We start from the raw sequence: 16,656 nt of genomic DNA, 5'->3' as shown, positions 1-16,656 counted from the left end.
CTCAGCAACCTCAGCAACCTCAGCAACCTCAGCAACCTCAGCAACCTCAGCAACCTCAGCAACCTCAGCAACCTCAGCAACCTCAGCAACCTCAAAAGCCTGAGGCCTCTGGTGAGTCTGCGAAAGCCATTATTGCGTCCGCTGCACCCAGCATGGCTGTCACTGCCCTGCTGGGTGCCGACAAGCCAACGGCCAACGTGGCGCTGGAACAGTTGGCCGCCGGTAGCAACGCCAACCTCGCCAAAGCCACGTTGAGCAGCGTCAATCCGGTCAGCGCCAGCATGCTCTCGGCGATGCACCAGCTGGACAAGCGCACGGCTGCGCAGGGGACGGGAAATGCGCCGCGCCTGGCGGCGGGCGATGAAGGTACCGGGCGGGTCTGGCTGCAAGCGCTGGGGCACGGAGGCAAGGTTGATCGTGACTTCGACAGTACGTTGAAACACTCCACCCAAGGTCTGGTTCTGGGTGCCGACTGGCAACTCGACGAGCAGTGGCATGTCGGCCTGATGGGCGCAAAAGCGCAAACCCGGTTCGATGCCCGGCAGTTCGATGGCGATCTCGACAGCTGGCACCTCGGTGCCTACGCCCTGCGCCAGGATGGGCCGTTCGCCCTGCGGTTGGGCGCTTCTTATGGCAGGCACGATGGCAGCGGCAAACGGCATGTCACCTTCAATGGTTTCAGCGACCGGCTCAAGAGCAGCTACGACGCCAATACCCAGCAGCTGTTTGCCGAAGTCGGCTACAACCTGGGCCATGGCAACGTCAGCATCGAACCGTTCGCCAGCGTTGGTTATCAGCGTTACCAGCGAGACGGATACACCGAGAAAGGTGGCGATGCGGCGCTGCACGTCGAGGGCCAGACCCGGGCGAATCCGAGCAGCAGCGTTGGCCTGCGCCTGGCGAAAACCAGTCACTTGGCCAACGGCATGCAACTGACGCCGCGTCTCAGCGCCAGCGTCAAACACACCTACGGCGAGGTGGACAACACAACACGTCAGCAACTGGTGAAGGGCGGAAAAAGCTTTGAGGTGATCGGTGCCGAGATGGATCGCAATAGCGCGCTGCTCGATGCCGGTCTCGACCTGAGCCTGTCCGCGCGCCACACCCTGGGAGTCGGCATCACTGGCGAGGCCGGCAGCGACAGCCGCAGCTACGGCGTGATGGGTCAATGGCGTATGGCGTTCTGATGAGTTGAGCCCCCCTGTTGGAGTGCGCCTGCTCGCGATAGAGGGTATCGGTCTCTGCATATGTCGACTGATCTACCGCTATCGCGAGCATGCTCACTCCTACAGAGGGCCTCGCAGGTAAATTGCAGGCGAAAAAAAGGGGAGCACATGCCCCCCCGAGGTTTAAAACGTTGGATCGCGGCGGTTATCTCAGCCTTCGATCTCGATCAGGATTTCACCCGGATTCACCCGGTCACCCTTGGCGACGTGGATGGCAGTGACCTTGCCGGCAATCGCTGCCTGGACTTCGGTTTCCATCTTCATCGCTTCGGTGATCAGCACGGCCTGACCGGCCTTGACGGTGTCGCCTTCCTTGACCAGCACATCGACGATGTTGCCTGGCATGGTGGTGCTGACATGGCCCGGTGCCGACGCTTGCTTGCGTTTGCTGCTGCCACCGCTGACGAATTCGTTGAGCGGCTCGAACACCACTTCTTCCGGCATGCCGTCGATGGACAGGTAGAAGTGACGCTTGCCTTCGGCCTTCACACCGACACCGGTGATGTCGACGCGGTAGGTTTCGCCGTGGACGTCGATGACGAACTCGGTCGGCACGCCTTCGCCGCCCGCCTTCGTCACACCACCCGCTTCAGGAATCGGCAGCAACACTTCCGGCACGAGAGTGCCGGCGGCACGCTCTTCGAGGAACTTGCGACCAATATCCGGGAACATCGCGAAGGTCAGCACGTCTTCTTCCGACTTGGCCAATGCGCCGATGTCGGTACGCAGCTTGGTCATTTCCGGCTTGAGCAGATCGGCTGGCCGCACGTCGATGACTTCTTCGCTGCCGATCGCCTGACGACGCAGCTTCTCGTTGACCACGCCCGGCGCCTTGCCGTAACCGCCCTGCAGGTACAGCTTCACCTCGTTGGTGATGGTCTTGTAGCGTTCGCCGGCCAGCACGTTGAAGAACGCCTGAGTGCCGACGATCTGCGAAGTCGGGGTCACCAGCGGCGGGAAACCAAGGTCTTCACGCACCCGCGGGATTTCCGCCAGCACTTCGCCCATGCGGTTCAACGCGCCCTGCTCTTTCAACTGGTTGGCGAGGTTGGAGATCATCCCGCCCGGCACCTGGTTGACTTGCACGCGGGTGTCGACGGCAGTGAATTCGCTTTCGAACTGGTGATACTTCTTGCGCACGGCGTAGAAGTACAGGCCGATTTCCTGCAGCAGTTCGAGGTTCAGACCGGTGTCGTACTCGGTGCCCTTGAGCGCAGCGACCATCGACTCGGTGCCCGGATGGCTGGTGCCCGAAGCGAAGCTGGAGATCGCGGTGTCGATGTGGTCGGCGCCGTTTTCGATGGCCTTGAGCTGGCACATGCTCGCCAGACCGGCAGTGTCGTGCGAATGGATGAACACAGGCAGCGACTGCTCGGCTTTCAGTGCGCGAACCAGTTCACCGGTGGCGTACGGGGTCAGCAGACCGGCCATGTCCTTGATTGCCACCGAGTCGCAACCCATGGCTTCCATTTGCTTGGCCTGGGTGACGAAAGCGTCGATGGTGTGCACCGGGCTGGTGGTGTAGGCGATGGTGCCCTGAGCATGTTTGCCGGCAGCCTTCACCGCTTCGATCGCTACGCGCAGGTTACGCACATCATTCATTGCGTCGAAGATGCGGAACACGTCGATACCATTCACCGCAGCCTTGGCGACGAAAGCTTTGACCACGTCGTCGCTGTAGTGGCGGTAGCCCAGCAGGTTCTGCCCGCGAAGAAGCATTTGCAGACGGGTGTTAGGCAACGCCGCGCGCAGTTGGCGCAAACGCTCCCACGGGTCTTCTTTCAGAAAGCGCACACAGGCATCGAACGTCGCGCCGCCCCAGCACTCCAGCGACCAGTAGCCGACTTTGTCGAGCTTGTCGCAGATCGGCAGCATGTCTTCGGTGCGCATGCGGGTGGCGAGCAGCGATTGGTGAGCGTCGCGCAGGATGGTATCGGTAACGAAGATCTTCTTGGACATTGTTGTATTCCTCACAGGCCTGCGTGGGCGGCGATGGCGGCGGCGATGGCCAGGGCCAGCTCTTCGGGTTTGCGCTTGATCGAGTAGTTGGTCAGTTCTGGGTGGCTTTCAACGAAGCTGGTATTGAACTGGCCGCTACGGAATTCCGGATTGCGCAGGATTTCCTGGTAATACGCGGCGGTGGTCTTCACGCCTTGCAGACGCATGTCGTCGAGGGCGCGCAGGCCACGGTCCATCGCTTCCTCCCAAGTCAGCGCCCAGACCACCAGCTTCAGGCACATCGAGTCGTAGAACGGCGGAATCGTGTAACCGGTGTAGATCGCCGTGTCGGTGCGCACGCCCGGACCGCCGGGGGCGTAGTAACGGGTGATCTTGCCGAAGCTCGGCAGGAAGTTGTTCTTCGGGTCTTCGGCGTTGATGCGGAACTGCAACGCGAAACCACGGTGCTGAATGTCTTCCTGTTTGACCGACAGCGGCAGGCCGGAGGCGATACGGATCTGTTCGCGAACGATGTCGATCCCGGTGATTTCTTCGGTGATGGTGTGTTCCACCTGCACCCGGGTGTTCATCTCCATGAAGTACACCTCGCCCTCGGCGAGCAGGAACTCCACGGTGCCGGCGTTCTCGTAACCCACGGCCTTGGCCGCACGCACCGACAGGTCGCCGATGTAGGCGCGCTGTTCCGGGGTCAGTTGCGGGCTCGGGGCGATCTCGATCAGCTTCTGGTTGCGACGCTGGATCGAGCAGTCACGCTCGAACAGGTGCACAACGTTGCCAAAGCTGTCGCCGAGGATCTGCGCTTCGATGTGTTTCGGGTTGACGATGCATTTTTCCAGGAACACTTCGGCCGAACCGAAAGCCTTGGTCGCTTCGGAAATCACCCGAGGGAAATTCTGTTCGAGCTCTTCGCGGCTGTTGCAACGACGGATGCCGCGACCGCCACCGCCGGAGGTGGCCTTGAGCATGACCGGGTAACCGATGCGGTCGCCTTCGGTCAGTGCTTCTTCGATGCCCGACACGTTGCCTTCGGTGCCCGGGGTGACCGGTACGCCGGCCTTGATCATGCTGCGCCGGGCTTCGGTCTTGTCGCCCATGCGGCGAATGACTTCTGCCGACGGGCCGATGAACTTGATGCCACGTTCGGCGCAGATGTCTGCCAGCTCAGCGTTTTCCGAAAGGAAGCCGTAACCTGGGTGCAGTGCATCGCAACCGGTTTCCACCGCAAGGTTCACCAGCTTGCGCGGGTTCAGGTAACCGGCCAGTGGCTCGGCACCGATGCTGTGGGCTTCGTCCGCACGCTTCACATGCAAGGCATGGCGGTCGGCGTCGGAAAAAATCGCAACCGAGCGAATGCCCATCTCGGCGCAGGCCCGCACGATTCGTACGGCAATCTCACCACGGTTGGCGATCAGGATCTTTTTTATCACTTGGAAATTCCCTTGAGCCGGTGGCACCACGACCTGCTAGACCCAGGTCGACGCGTGACCAAATGTTTCAATCTGGTCGCGACCCCACACTAGCCCTCGCAAGGGATTAACAAAAATGAATAAAAATTGGGTCAGGCATAAGCAAAGACTTATAGTTAAACCATCAGCCCGCCGTCAGAGCCCATAAAAATGCGTAAGTCCTTGATGCGTATGACATTACGCCAATTGCAGATCTTCAACGAAGTGTGTGATTTGCGCTCCTACAGCCGCGCAGCCGACGAAATGTCTCTCACACAACCGGCCGTCAGCCTACAGATTCGTCAGCTTGAAGAGCTGATCGGCCAGCCATTATTCGATTACGTCGGCAAAAAACTCTACATGACCGAGGCTGCTGAAGCCCTCCAGCGGGCCAGCCGGGACATCTTCGGCCGCCTGGAAAACCTCGACATGCAGCTGTCAGACATGCAGGGCTCGCTGCAAGGCCAATTGAAACTGGCGGTGGAGTCCAGCGCCAAATACTTCGTGCCGCACCTGTTCGCCGCCTTCAAGCGCCAGCACCCGGAAGTCAACCTGCAACTGACCGTGGTTAACCGTGGCCAGGTGATTCGCCGGCTCTCGGACAACCGCGACGACCTGGTGATCATGTCGATGGTGCCGCAGGACATGGGCCTGGAGTTTTTGCCATTTCTCAATAATCCGATTGTCGCCGTGGCGCGCCCGGATCATCCGTTGGCGCACATGGGGCCACTGCGCCTGCAGGATCTTGAGCCCTACACGCTGCTGATCCGCGAACCGGGTTCGGGCACGCGACTGGCCTGTGAGGAATACTTCAAAGAGAAACGCGTGCACTTCACTCAGACTCAGGAAGTTGCCTCAGCCGAAGCTCAGCGCGAATGCGTGGCGGCGGGTCTGGGCCTGGCGCTGTTGACGCGCCACGCCCTGAACCTGGAGCTGGCGACCGGCGGCCTGGTCGAGCTGCCGGTCGAGGAGTTGCCGCTGTTTCGCAGTTGGTGCCTGGTGCAAGCCAAGGCCAAACGGCTGTCACCGGTGGCGCACGCCTTCCTGGCGTTTATCCGCAGCGAGCGAGTGCAGATCAGCGCGCTGGTTGAGCGCTTCGACGGGAAGCTGCCGGAGCGGCTTGCCAGTAGTTGAGTTCGAGGTCCTCGGGGAAATCGCTGATTTCGCTCTGAAGCTGACGGAGTTCGAAGCGATCTTCGATCGCGCGACGGAATTCCATGCGGCGCTGGTCTTCCTGTTGACGACGGGTTTTCGCGGCGCTGTTGCGTTCTTCGTAGGGCTGAGCCATTTCGAGTCTCCCAAGGCGAGTACGGGAGTTTCACGATAGGCGTAAGGGATGACGGTTTAGCTGCGCGGGGATGACAGTGCGATGAAACTTGCGGATGGTGCGGGTCATTGTGGACGCCTTCGCGAGCAGGCTCGCTCCCACATTTGATCTCGGTGTGACACAAAATTTGTGTTCACAGAAGATCCACTGTGGGAGCGAGCCTGCTCGCGATTAAGGTCGGAACGACCTTAGATGACTTCAGTCATCCAGGGCTTTCACGGCCTTGGGCGACAGCCGCAAGCTGCGCAAACTGCGCTTCACGCTTTTCAGGTGATTGACCAGACTCGGCCCGCGCGCCATCGCCACGCCCATCGCCAGCACATCGATTACCACCAGATGCGCAATACGCGAGGTCAGCGGCGTATAGATTTCGGTGTCTTCGTGCACATCGATTGCCAGATTGACGGTCGACAGTTCAGCCAAGGGTGTCTGGCTCGGGCACAGAGTGATCAGCGAAGCACCGCTCTCGCGAACGAGGTTGGCGGTGATCAGCAGATCCTTGGAGCGCCCGGACTGGGAAATGCAGATCGCCACGTCGGTCGGCTTCAAGGTCACCGCCGACATCGCCTGCATGTGCGGATCAGAGTAGGCCGCCGCGGTCAGCAGCAAACGGAAAAACTTGTGCTGCGCATCCGCGGCCACCGCGCCCGACGCGCCGAAACCGTAGAATTCGACGCGCTGCGCCTGCGACATCAGCGTCACCGCCCGCTGCAGTTCCACCGGGTCGAGCTTCTCGCGAACCTCCATCAAGGTGTGCAACGTGGTGTCGAATATCTTCAGGCTGTAGTCGGCGACCGAGTCGTCTTCGTGGATCGCGAACTGGCCGAAGCTGGCACCGGCGGCCAGGCTCTGCGCCAGTTTGAGCTTGAGATCCTGAAAGCCGGAACAGCCGATGGCCCGGCAAAAACGCACGATGGTCGGCTCACTGATGCCGACGCTGTGGGCCAGGTCGGCCATGGAACTGTGCATCACCGCCGCAGGGTCAAGCAGCACGTGGTCGGCGACCTTGAGCTCCGACTTGCGTAACAGGTGACGTGACTGGGCGATGTGTTGCAGCAGATTCAAGGGGCTGGACTCTTCTTATGGGCAAGGATGTAGCACGCTTGTAGTTATACTACATGAATTGGCTTTTTGCCTGCTCAATGCGTAACTCCATGTCCCCATATCAGGCGCGATGGGGTGCATGTAGCCCCTAAAACGGTTTTTCCTGTTCGCGCAATAGCCCGGCCAGAGCGGCAGCCTCCACGGGGCGACTGATCAGATAGCCCTGCACTTCATCGCAATGCTCGACGCGTAAAAACTCCAGCTGTTCCTGCCGCTCGACCCCCTCGGCCACCACTTTCAATGACAGCCCGTGGGCCATGGCAATGATCGCCCGGGTGATCGCCGCATCTTCACTGCCCTGCCCCAGTCCACGAATGAACGCCTGATCGATCTTCACGTAATCCACCGGAATCCGTTTGAGGTAACTCAGCGATGAATAGCCGGTACCGAAATCGTCGATCGCCAGCTTCACCCCCAGATCGCGCAGTTGCTGGAAGGTGGCGATGATGTGTTCGACGCTGTCGAGCAACTGGCTTTCGGTGAGTTCCAGTTCCAGGTAGTGCGGGGCCAGCCCGGTTTCGTCCAGCACCTGCCGCACCAGGCTGACCAGTTTGCCCTGACGCAGTTGATGCACCGAGAGGTTCACCGACACGCGGATTGGCGCCAGGCCCTGGCGCTGCCATTCACACGCCTGCCAACAGGCCTGGCGCAGGACGAATTCGCCGATCGGCCCAATCAGTCCGGTTTCCTCGGCCAGGCCAATAAAATCCCCCGGAGGCACCCGGCCCATGCTCGGATGATCCCAGCGCACCAGCGCTTCCGCCGCATTCAGGCGCCCGGTTTGCAGGCACAGTTTTGGTTGATAGAACACTTTCAGCTGCTTGTCTTCGATGGCCTTGCGCAGCTGGTTTTCCAACTGCAAACGCTCAAGGGTGCTGGCCTGCAGGCTGTCGGTATAGAACTGGAAATTGTTGCCGCCCAAATGCTTGGCATGTTGCATGGCCATGTTCGACTGGCTGACCAGCGCGGAAATTTCCCGGGCGTTGTCCGGCAGCATGCTGATGCCCATTGAGGCGCTGACTACCAGTTCATGCCCCTCGACCATCAACGGCAGGCGCAGCTTGCTCGACAGCCGCGTGGCGACCCGCGCCAGACTCGACAGGTTGCCATAGGCATCGAACAGCACGGCAAATTCATCGCCAGACAGGCGGGCGATGGTGTCGGCTTCCGGCAAGGCGTTGATCAGCCGTCGGGCCATTTTCTGCAGCAGTTGGTCCGCCACCTCGTGGCCGAGGCTGTCGTTGAGCAACTTGAAGCGATCCAGATTGATGTGCAGCAACGCCAGGCTGCGGCGTCCGCCCTGACGCACACGCTGATGAGCTTCGTGCAGGCGCTCGCGGAACAGCGAGCGGTTGGCCAACCCAGTCAGTTCATCGTAGTGCGTCAGGAAGCGCATGCGCTCTTCTGATTCGCGCCGCGCCGAAAGGTCGGCGAAGAAGCCGACGATATGGCTGACGTTTCCCTGGCTGTCGCGCACCGCGTTGAGTTGCAGCCATTGCGGATACAGCTCGCCGTTCTTGCGGGCCTCCACCAACTCGCCTTGCCAGCTTCCGTGCTGCTCCAGCGCGTGACGAATCGCGACGTAATGGCGCCGCGCGTCACGACTGCACGGCAGTTCGACGATATTGCGCCCGAGCATGTCTTCGATGTCATAACCGGTGACACGGCTGAACGCCTGATTGATCGCGATCAGCGCATAGTTCGGGTCGAGAATAACGATGCCTTCGCTGGCTGCTTCGAACACCGTGGCGGCCAGACGCTGCTGCTCCTCGAGGCTTTTGCTGGCGCTGATGTCGCGCCGGGTGCCGACCATGCGGATCACCCGCCCACTGTCACTGCGCTCCACTGCACGCCCCCGGTCCTCGATCCACACCCAATGGCCGTCACCATGACGCACGCGGTATTCGATCTGATAGTCCTCGCTGCGCCCCTTCAGGTGCTCGATCAGCGCCTGCTTGAGCGACGGCACGTCATCGGGGTGCAGGCGTGGCTTGAGGTCGCGCAGGATCGCCGTGACGTATTCCGGAGCGAGGCCGAACAGTTCCTGGATCTGCGTGTGATGGACTTCGTCGGTTTGCAGGTTCCAGTCCCACAGTCCCAGCTCGCTGGCCTTCAAAGCCAGAGCCAGCCGGGCTTCGCTTTTGCTCAGCGCCTGATTGGCCACGTCCAGTTCGCGGCTGCGCTGCGCCACGCGGTCCTCCAGTTCAACCTGCGCCTCACGCAATGCACCTTCGGCACAGCGCCGTTGCTCGACCTCCTTGCCCAGTGCCTGATTGAGCTGCTCGCTGCGGCTCTGCGCCTGCTGCAAATGCTCGATCAGGTGCTGATTCTGGAAGCGCCGCAGCAGCCCGCGATCGATCAGCCGGTTGACCTGCCACGCCACCACACTCAGCGAGCCGAGCAGGATCAGCCCCAGCCAGCCCCAGCCCCGCGCCTGTTCATCGCCGCCCCAGAACAGGTAACCGATTGCCGGCAGCAGGCACGGCAAGGTAAAGGACAGAAACGCCGGCAGACTGACGGCGTACGCAACGCTGGCGGACAAGGTCGCGGCGCCGATCAGGCCGAACACCCAGGCTTGCTGCATGAAGTTGTCGGCGGGCACCAGCGCGATGCCGGCGCCGGCCAGAGTCAGACCGGTCATGGTCGAGCCGAGCAGGAACATGCGGAACCAGATCGGCTGGGCCTGACGGTCCGGGATCGCCGAATCGAACGCGGCGACCTGAATCACCCGCAGCGCCACCAGCGACAACAACCAGATCAGCCAGATGCTGACCACGAAATAGCGCTGCGGACTCCAGAGCAAACCGGCGCAGACCAGACCATTGACCAACATGAACAACGTGGGCAGCAGCGAGCCCTGATACAGCAGGCGCGTGCGTTCAACCGCCATTTCGGTGGCGTAATGCTTGCGGATGACCCGGGGTTCCACAGAGGGGCCCGACAGGTCTGAGCTGAGGGTCTTTTGCAATGTTTTTGTTCTTATAAGAGTGAGCATGGGCCCGAAACGTGGACGGAGCATACACAAGCCGACCCTGTTGCCAAACTGCTCCAGATCATAATTTGAACGAAACTTTTCCCCGCACGATCACCGGCAAAACCCGCAAAGCGAAGCGGGCCAAAGCCTGTAGCCAGTGACCGACCGGTCGTCATCGGCGGCACTTTCATCGGCTAATGCAAAGCTCGGTTTGCCCGGGCCTGCGGCGCACCCTAGAATGCCCCGATGCGCGATGATCTCTCCCTTCTGCTGAACTCCCTCAACGATGCCCAACGCCAGGCCGTAGCAGCCCCCGTTGGCCGTCAGTTGGTCCTGGCCGGTGCCGGTTCCGGTAAAACCCGAGTGCTGGTGCACCGTATCGCCTGGTTGATCCAGGTCGAAAACGCCTCGCCCCACTCCATTCTGTCGGTGACCTTCACCAACAAGGCCGCTGCCGAGATGCGTCATCGCATCGAGCAGTTGCTGGGTATCAACCCGGCCGGCATGTGGGTCGGCACCTTCCACGGCCTGGCGCACCGCTTGCTGCGGGCGCACTGGCAGGAAGCCGGCTTGAGCCAGACGTTCCAGATTCTCGACAGCGACGACCAGCAACGACTGGTCAAGCGGGTGATCCGCGAGCTGGGGCTGGACGAACAACGCTGGCCGGCCCGTCAGGCCCAGTGGTTCATCAACGGGCAGAAAGACGAAGGTCTGCGTCCGCAACACATTCAGGCCAGCGGCGATTTGTACCTGGCCACCATGCGCGGCATCTATGAGGCCTACGAGGCCGCTTGCCAGCGCGCCGGCGTCATCGACTTTTCCGAGCTGCTGCTGCGCGCCCTCGATCTATGGCGCGATCACCCAGGCCTGCTGGCGCACTATCAGAAGCGCTTCCGACACATCCTGGTGGACGAGTTCCAGGACACCAACGCCGTGCAGTACGCCTGGTTGCGTCTGCTGGGCAAGGGCGGCGACAGCCTGATGGTGGTCGGCGACGACGACCAGTCGATTTACGGCTGGCGTGGCGCGAAAATCGAAAACATTCATCAGTACTCGTCCGACTTCCCGGATTCGGTGACCATTCGTCTGGAGCAGAACTACCGCTCCACCGCCGGCATCCTCAAGGCCGCCAACGCCCTGATCGCCAACAACACCGGGCGTCTGGGTAAAGAGCTGTGGACCGACGGCGGCGATGGCGAAGCGATCAACCTCTATGCCGCGTTCAACGAACACGACGAAGCACGCTACGTTGTCGAAACCATCGAAAGCGCGCTGAAAACCGGCCTCGCTCGCAGCGATATCGCGATTTTGTACCGCTCCAACGCCCAATCGCGCGTTCTCGAAGAAGCCTTGCTGCGCGAGCGCATTCCGTACCGCATCTATGGCGGCCAGCGCTTCTTCGAGCGCGCGGAAATCAAGAACGCCATGGCCTACCTGCGCTTGCTCGAAGGTCGCGGCAACGATGCGGCGCTGGAGCGGGTGATCAACGTGCCGGCCCGTGGCATTGGCGAGAAAACCGTCGAAGCGATCCGCGACCATGCACGCCACAGCGATGTGTCGATGTGGGAAGCGATGCGCCAACTGGTCGCCAACAAAGGCCTGACCGGTCGCGCGGCAGGTGCCTTGGGTGCATTTATCGAACTGATCGAAAACCTCGCCGCCAAGTGCATGGAAATGCCGCTGCACTTGATGACGCAAACTGTCATCGAGCAGTCCGGTTTGATCGCTTATCACGAAGCGGAAAAAGGCGAGAAAGGCCAGGCCCGGGTAGAAAACCTTGAGGAACTGGTCAGCGCCGCGCGCAACTTCGAGCACACTGAAGAAGACGAAGAGCTGACGCCACTGGCGGCGTTCCTCGGCCACGCTTCGCTGGAAGCTGGCGACACGCAGGCCGATGAGCACGAAGACAGCATTCAGCTGATGACCCTGCACAGCGCCAAAGGCCTGGAATTCCCTTACGTGTTCCTGGTGGGCATGGAAGAAGGCCTGTTCCCGCACAAGATGAGCCTGGAAGAGCCGGGACGTCTCGAAGAAGAACGGCGTCTGGCTTATGTCGGCATTACCCGGGCGATGCAGAATCTGGTGATGACCTATGCTGAAACCCGACGCCTGTACGGCAGCGAAACTTACAACAAGGTCTCGCGTTTCGTACGTGAAGTGCCGAAGGGCTTGATTCAGGAAGTGCGCCTGTCGAACAGCGTCAGCCGACCGTTCGGCGGCAACCAGTCGATGAGCGGCAGCAACCTGTTCAGCGGCAGCGAAATTCCGGAAACTGGCTTCAGCCTTGGCCAGACCGTGCGTCATTCGATCTTTGGTGATGGCGTGATCCTGAACTTCGAAGGTGCTGGCGCGCAGGCACGGGTGCAGGTGAATTTCGGCGAAGGCAGCAAGTGGCTGATGCTGGGTTACGCCAAGCTGGAAGCGATCTAAATACTGGTTTTGCGTTTCTGTGGGAGCGAGCCTGCTCGCGAATGAAATCACCACGGCTTATCTGATAAACCGCAGTGAAGCTTTCGCGAGCAGGCTCGCTCCCACAGGGTTTTGTGTAAACCTCGATTCGACACAGGAGCAATTCATGGGCTCAGGCTTCTTTTCTTCCTGGACATTCTGGGCCCTGCTCTCGGCGACTTTCGCCGCGCTGACCGCGATCTTCGCCAAAGTCGGCATCGAAAACGTCAATTCCGACTTCGCCACCCTGCTGCGCACCATCGTGGTACTGGTCAGCCTGGCCTTGATTTTGTACGCCACGGGCCAATATCAGTCCTTGGGATCGATTTCCGCCAAGAGCTATCTGTTCCTGCTGTTGTCCGGCCTGGGTACCGGCGCATCGTGGCTGTGCTACTTCCGCGCACTGAAAGTCGGCCCGGCCTCGCTGGTCGCTCCAGTGGACAAGCTCAGCGTGGTACTGGTGGCGGTGCTCGGCGTGATTCTGCTGGATGAGAAACTCGACCTGCGTCAATGGGGCGGCATCGGCCTGATCACGGCCGGTGTGGTGATGCTGGCGTTTCGTCGCTAAGCCATTTCTCACTGAACCTATCCAATTTTCCTACAGACAAAAGTACATGGCCCTATTGCCTCGACCGAGCTGAACGTAACCTGTCAGGCAAAAGCCCGAAACACTCTCTCGCTAGCCAGTAACACTTCAGCTGTGCAACATGGCGCGCGTGTCTCCACAAACGGGAATTCCCTTTATGAAACGTTTTCTTAGCATCGCCATGGCGTTGTGCATCGGCCTGACGATGAGCCTCGACGCCAACGCCAAGCGCTTTGGTGGTGGCAAAAGCGCCGGCGCTGCGCCGACGCACCAGACCAGCCAGATGGCTCCTTCTTCTCCAGGCATGGGCGGCGCTGCAGCGACCGCTGGTGCTGCCGGCGCTGCCGGTGCTGCGGCCAAGGCCGGCGGTGCTTCGAAATGGCTCGGCCCTCTGGCCGGTATCGCCGCCGGTGGCCTGCTCGCGTCCATGTTCATGGGCGGCGGCTTCCAGGGCATGCAGATCTTCGACATCCTGATCATGGCCGTGATCGCGTTCGTGATCTTCCGCTTCATCGCCGCTCGTCGACGCAAGCAGCAGGAGCACCTGGCTCCGGCCGGCGCGCCGATGCAACGTGAGGTGTTCGAGCAGAAGCCTGCTGCCATGGGTTCGATCTTCGGTGGTTCGGCCGCTCCGGTTGCCGCTCGTCCGGTGATCAACGCGCCAGCCTGGTTCAACGAACAGAACTTCCTTGCCGCCGCGCGCAGCCACTTCCAGTCGCTGCAGCAGCACTGGGACGCCAACGAAATGGACAAGATCGCCGAGTTCGTGACCCCGCAGATGCTCGACTTCCTCAAGCGTGAGCGTGCCGACCTGGGCGACGGCTTCCAGTCGACCTACATCGACAACCTGCAAGTGCAGCTGGACGGCGTGGATGATCGTGCCGACAAGACCATCGCCACCCTGACCTTCAGCGGCGTGTCGAAGACCTCGCGTTTCGACCAGGGCGAAGTGTTCAGCGAAAGCTGGAACATGGAACGTCCGCAGGGCGACAACCAGCCTTGGCTGGTGGCCGGTATCCGCCAGAACGGCTGATCCCTCGGCGCTACGCATGTGGTAATAAAAACCCCAGCCTCGGCTGGGGTTTTCTATTTCGCAGTTGCATCTATAGCGAGCTACTGTATAAACCGGCCCATATAAACCGCGCCATTCAAGCAAGAGGATCCCGGACGTGGAAGAAATCATCGAACAACTGCGCGAAGCCAACGAACCCGTACCGGTTCCACTGGAGTTGCCTGACGAAGACCAGTTGGTGGAGGTAGAAGAAGAACTCTTCATCAACATCCCGTTCGTCTTCAAAGAGTTTCTGCTGACCGTCAGCGACGTGGTTTACGGCAGCCTCGAGCCGGTGACTGTCACCGACCCGCAATCGCACACCTATTTGCCGGATGTCGCAGCCAATGCGTGGGACATCGGCGTACCGCGTGACCTGATCCCGATTTGCCAGGACGGCGACAACTACTACTGCGTCGAAGAAGACGGCACCGTGGTGCTGTGGTCGGGCGAAGAAGAGCTGATCACCGAAGAATCCTGGGAGTCGGTGTGGCACTGGGCGCGGGACGTCTGGCTGGAAAGCTGATCGGCCAGACTCCCCGGGCAATCATCAGTGCCCCGACGACTCCTTGTGGTTGTCGAGAGTTTCCAGCAGGGCCACCTGCATCCGCGTGTGCACCCGGATGAACCAGCGCCAGAGCAGCGCCGCCACGGCGGCCGCGACCACGGCGATCAGCACCAGCAACTTGTTGGTCGGTAAAATACTGGCCGACAAGGCTGCCAACAGCAGAAAGATCACCAGCAGCGAGAGAATCGGGATCCCCTCGGAAATCCCCCGCCGCACTCGCTGGGTGTGCCGCCCGGCCATCTCCGGCTTCACGCCCATCTCCGCCAGCAGCATCGACAGTGCCTTGAGCTTGCGATAGGCGGCGATCAGAAACGGCAACGACAGCAGCAACGCCCCGCCCCAGATCAATGCCTTCTGCCAGCTCGGATCGCCGATCCAATTCTGCATCCACACCGACAGCCGTCCGGCAAAGAACGCACCGCTGAAGAAAATCGCGATCACCAGCGCCAGGTTGACCCCGACCTGCAGCAGGATCCGCCGGATCATCGCCGCCAGCATCGCGCCCTCGCCTTGCGGCTGGATGCTGCGCAGCCATTCGCCATACATACCGAACACCCGCCCGAGACGCTTGGGCACTGCGGCAGAGAGCTTGATCGACAGGGGGTCGGCCGCGCGAATCAGGTACGGCGTCAGCAGCGTGGTGATCACCGAAACTGCCACCGCCACCGGATACAGGAAGTTACTGGTGACCTGCAGCGTCATCCCGAGCGCAGCGATGATGAAGGAAAATTCGCCAATTTGTGACAGCCCCATCCCGACGCGCAATGAGGTGCGTCCGTCATTGCCGGCGATAAAGGCACCGAGGCCACAGGACAACATCTTGCCGAGCACCACAGCCACGGTAATCACGGCAATCGGCCATGCGTATTGCAGCAGGATCATCGGATCGAGCATCAGGCCGATCGCTACGAAGAAGATCGCACTGAACAGGTCGCGAACCGGCTCGATCAAGCGCTCGATTTTCAGCAATTGCCGCGACTCGGCCATGATTGCGCCGATCAGGAAGGCGCCGAGCACCATGCTGTACTCGAGCTTGACCACCAGCAGGCAGAAGCCGAAACACAGGCCCAGCACGGTGATCAGCAGCATTTCGTTGCTTTCGAATTTGGCGACGTACGCCAACAGGCGCGGCACCAGCAGAATGCCGACCACCAGCGCGACGATCATGAAAAGCGACAGCTTGCCAACCGTGGAAAACACTTCGCCCGAGCTGACCGTACCGCTGACGGCAATGCTCGACAGCAAGGCGATGATGCCGATGCCGAGGATGTCCTCGACGATCAGTACGCCGAAGATCAGCTGGGCAAAGCGTTCGTTCTTCATCTTCAGGTCGTTGAGCGCCTTGACGATGATGGTGGTCGAGGAAATGGCCAGGATCGCGCCGAGGAACAGCGAATCCATGGTGTTCCAGTCGAACCAGCGGCCGATTTCGTATCCAATCCAGATCATCAGCACAATTTCGAGGAACGCCGCGATAAACGCCGTGGCGCCGACCTTGAACAACTTGCGCAGGCTGAATTCCAGCCCGAGGCAGAACATCAGGAAGATCACCCCCAGCTCGGCGAGGGTCTTGATGGTTTCTTCGTCGTGGATCAGGCCGAACGGCGGGGTATGCGGGCCGATGATGAAACCGGCGACGATGTAGCCGAGCACCACCGGCTGCTTGAAGCGGTGAAACAGCACGGTGACCACACCTGCGACCAACATGATCACTGCCAGGTCCTGAATAAAGCTGATGGCATGCATGGTGTGGGCTCCTTGTATGACGTGACCCGCCGTCAGACATCAGAAAGGTCCGAGCGCGCCAGGTAAAAAATCCGCTTTTCGTGTGGGAATTGCCCTTGGGCAGGGCCTTTTGCAGGTTAACACCGCGACTTCCAGCTGAAAGGCGGTGCAATATAAGGAAACAGATCGATCCCGGCGTGACGGCAGCCAGTCGCCTGGCGTCCCGATAACGGTGCTTTTGAA

General features: G+C 60.7%; 12 protein-coding genes. 6 read left to right on the top strand and 6 right to left on the bottom strand.

Translation table 11 applies throughout. The features are described 5' to 3' along the window. Positions 1–1,187 (top strand): autotransporter domain-containing protein (locus PseAD21_RS16900; RefSeq protein WP_102356664.1); only part of this gene is annotated, 1,187 nt, incomplete at its 5' end. Between the two features lie 189 nt (positions 1,188–1,376). Here the strand turns inward: PseAD21_RS16900 and oadA are convergent. Both oadA and PseAD21_RS16890 read right to left on the bottom strand, forming a co-directional pair. Continuing rightward, a complete protein-coding gene (gene oadA, locus PseAD21_RS16895; protein WP_102356661.1) occupies positions 1,377–3,185 on the bottom strand; it encodes a sodium-extruding oxaloacetate decarboxylase subunit alpha in 1,809 nt (602 codons plus the stop codon). Positions 3,186–3,196: 11 nt separating this feature from the next. Continuing rightward, positions 3,197–4,612, bottom strand: a complete 1,416-nt coding sequence (locus tag PseAD21_RS16890; protein ID WP_027610345.1) for an acetyl-CoA carboxylase biotin carboxylase subunit — start codon at positions 4,610–4,612, stop codon at positions 3,197–3,199. 189 nt (positions 4,613–4,801) lie between these two features. Between PseAD21_RS16890 and PseAD21_RS16885 the strand changes: the two genes are divergently transcribed. Further along, positions 4,802–5,764, top strand: a complete 963-nt coding sequence (locus PseAD21_RS16885) for a LysR family transcriptional regulator (protein ID WP_102356660.1) — start codon at positions 4,802–4,804, stop codon at positions 5,762–5,764. On the opposite strand, the gene PseAD21_RS16880 is transcribed toward PseAD21_RS16885, so the two are convergent. The 3 genes from PseAD21_RS16880 to PseAD21_RS16870 all read right to left on the bottom strand — a co-directional run bounded on the left by PseAD21_RS16880 (position 5,706) and on the right by PseAD21_RS16870 (position 10,080). Continuing rightward, positions 5,706–5,918, bottom strand: coding sequence for a PA3496 family putative envelope integrity protein (locus tag PseAD21_RS16880; protein ID WP_102356659.1), 213 nt, complete (start codon positions 5,916–5,918; stop codon positions 5,706–5,708). The two genes, PseAD21_RS16885 and PseAD21_RS16880, sit on opposite strands and share 59 nt — an antisense overlap. A 237-nt stretch (positions 5,919–6,155) precedes the next feature. Further along, complete coding sequence (gene hexR / locus PseAD21_RS16875) at positions 6,156–7,022, bottom strand: transcriptional regulator HexR (protein WP_007962240.1); 867 nt, start codon at positions 7,020–7,022, stop codon at positions 6,156–6,158. Positions 7,023–7,149: 127 nt separating this feature from the next. Next, positions 7,150–10,080, bottom strand: coding sequence for a bifunctional diguanylate cyclase/phosphodiesterase (locus PseAD21_RS16870; protein WP_178082138.1), 2,931 nt, complete (start codon positions 10,078–10,080; stop codon positions 7,150–7,152). Positions 10,081–10,281: 201 nt separating this feature from the next. Between PseAD21_RS16870 and uvrD the strand changes: the two genes are divergently transcribed. The 4 genes from uvrD (at position 10,282) to PseAD21_RS16850 (ending at position 14,646) form a co-directional block, all read left to right on the top strand. Further along, a complete protein-coding gene (gene uvrD, locus PseAD21_RS16865) occupies positions 10,282–12,465 on the top strand; it encodes a DNA helicase II (protein WP_102356658.1) in 2,184 nt (727 codons plus the stop codon). 145 nt (positions 12,466–12,610) lie between these two features. Then, positions 12,611–13,051, top strand: a complete 441-nt coding sequence (locus tag PseAD21_RS16860) for an EamA family transporter (protein WP_102356657.1) — start codon at positions 12,611–12,613, stop codon at positions 13,049–13,051. Positions 13,052–13,226: 175 nt separating this feature from the next. Further along, the gene (locus PseAD21_RS16855; RefSeq protein WP_102356656.1) at positions 13,227–14,102 is read left to right on the top strand and encodes a Tim44 domain-containing protein; all 876 of its coding nucleotides are present in this window, start codon (positions 13,227–13,229) and stop codon (positions 14,100–14,102) included. Between the two features lie 136 nt (positions 14,103–14,238). Continuing rightward, on the top strand, positions 14,239–14,646 hold the full coding sequence (locus PseAD21_RS16850) for an SMI1/KNR4 family protein (RefSeq protein ID WP_095113175.1): 408 nt from the start codon (positions 14,239–14,241) through the stop codon (positions 14,644–14,646). A gap of 24 nt (positions 14,647–14,670) precedes the next feature. On the opposite strand, the gene PseAD21_RS16845 is transcribed toward PseAD21_RS16850, so the two are convergent. After that, the gene (locus PseAD21_RS16845; protein WP_102356655.1) at positions 14,671–16,434 is read right to left on the bottom strand and encodes a cation:proton antiporter; all 1,764 of its coding nucleotides are present in this window, start codon (positions 16,432–16,434) and stop codon (positions 14,671–14,673) included. Positions 16,435–16,656 lie beyond the last annotated feature (222 nt).

Source organism: Pseudomonas sp. AD21 (genome assembly GCF_002878485.1).
Taxonomy (GTDB): Bacteria; Pseudomonadota; Gammaproteobacteria; order Pseudomonadales; family Pseudomonadaceae; genus Aquipseudomonas.
Note: the sequence above shows the minus strand (reverse complement) of the source record. Positions and strands in the feature narration are given on the sequence as shown.

What these genes read in the sequence shown, in the direction of transcription:
- PseAD21_RS16845 (WP_102356655.1), bottom strand. Translation starts at nt 16,434, where the DNA reads ATGCATGCCATCAGCTTTATTCAGGACCTGGCAGTGATCATGTTGGTC.
- PseAD21_RS16855 (WP_102356656.1), top strand. Translation starts at nt 13,227, where the DNA reads ATGAAACGTTTTCTTAGCATCGCCATGGCGTTGTGCATCGGCCTGACG.
- PseAD21_RS16880 (WP_102356659.1), bottom strand. Translation starts at nt 5,918, where the DNA reads ATGGCTCAGCCCTACGAAGAACGCAACAGCGCCGCGAAAACCCGTCGT.
- uvrD (WP_102356658.1), top strand. Translation starts at nt 10,282, where the DNA reads ATGCGCGATGATCTCTCCCTTCTGCTGAACTCCCTCAACGATGCCCAA.
- oadA (WP_102356661.1), bottom strand. Translation starts at nt 3,185, where the DNA reads ATGTCCAAGAAGATCTTCGTTACCGATACCATCCTGCGCGACGCTCAC.
- PseAD21_RS16860 (WP_102356657.1), top strand. Translation starts at nt 12,611, where the DNA reads ATGGGCTCAGGCTTCTTTTCTTCCTGGACATTCTGGGCCCTGCTCTCG.
- PseAD21_RS16885 (WP_102356660.1), top strand. Translation starts at nt 4,802, where the DNA reads ATGCGTAAGTCCTTGATGCGTATGACATTACGCCAATTGCAGATCTTC.
- PseAD21_RS16870 (WP_178082138.1), bottom strand. Translation starts at nt 10,080, where the DNA reads ATGCTCCGTCCACGTTTCGGGCCCATGCTCACTCTTATAAGAACAAAA.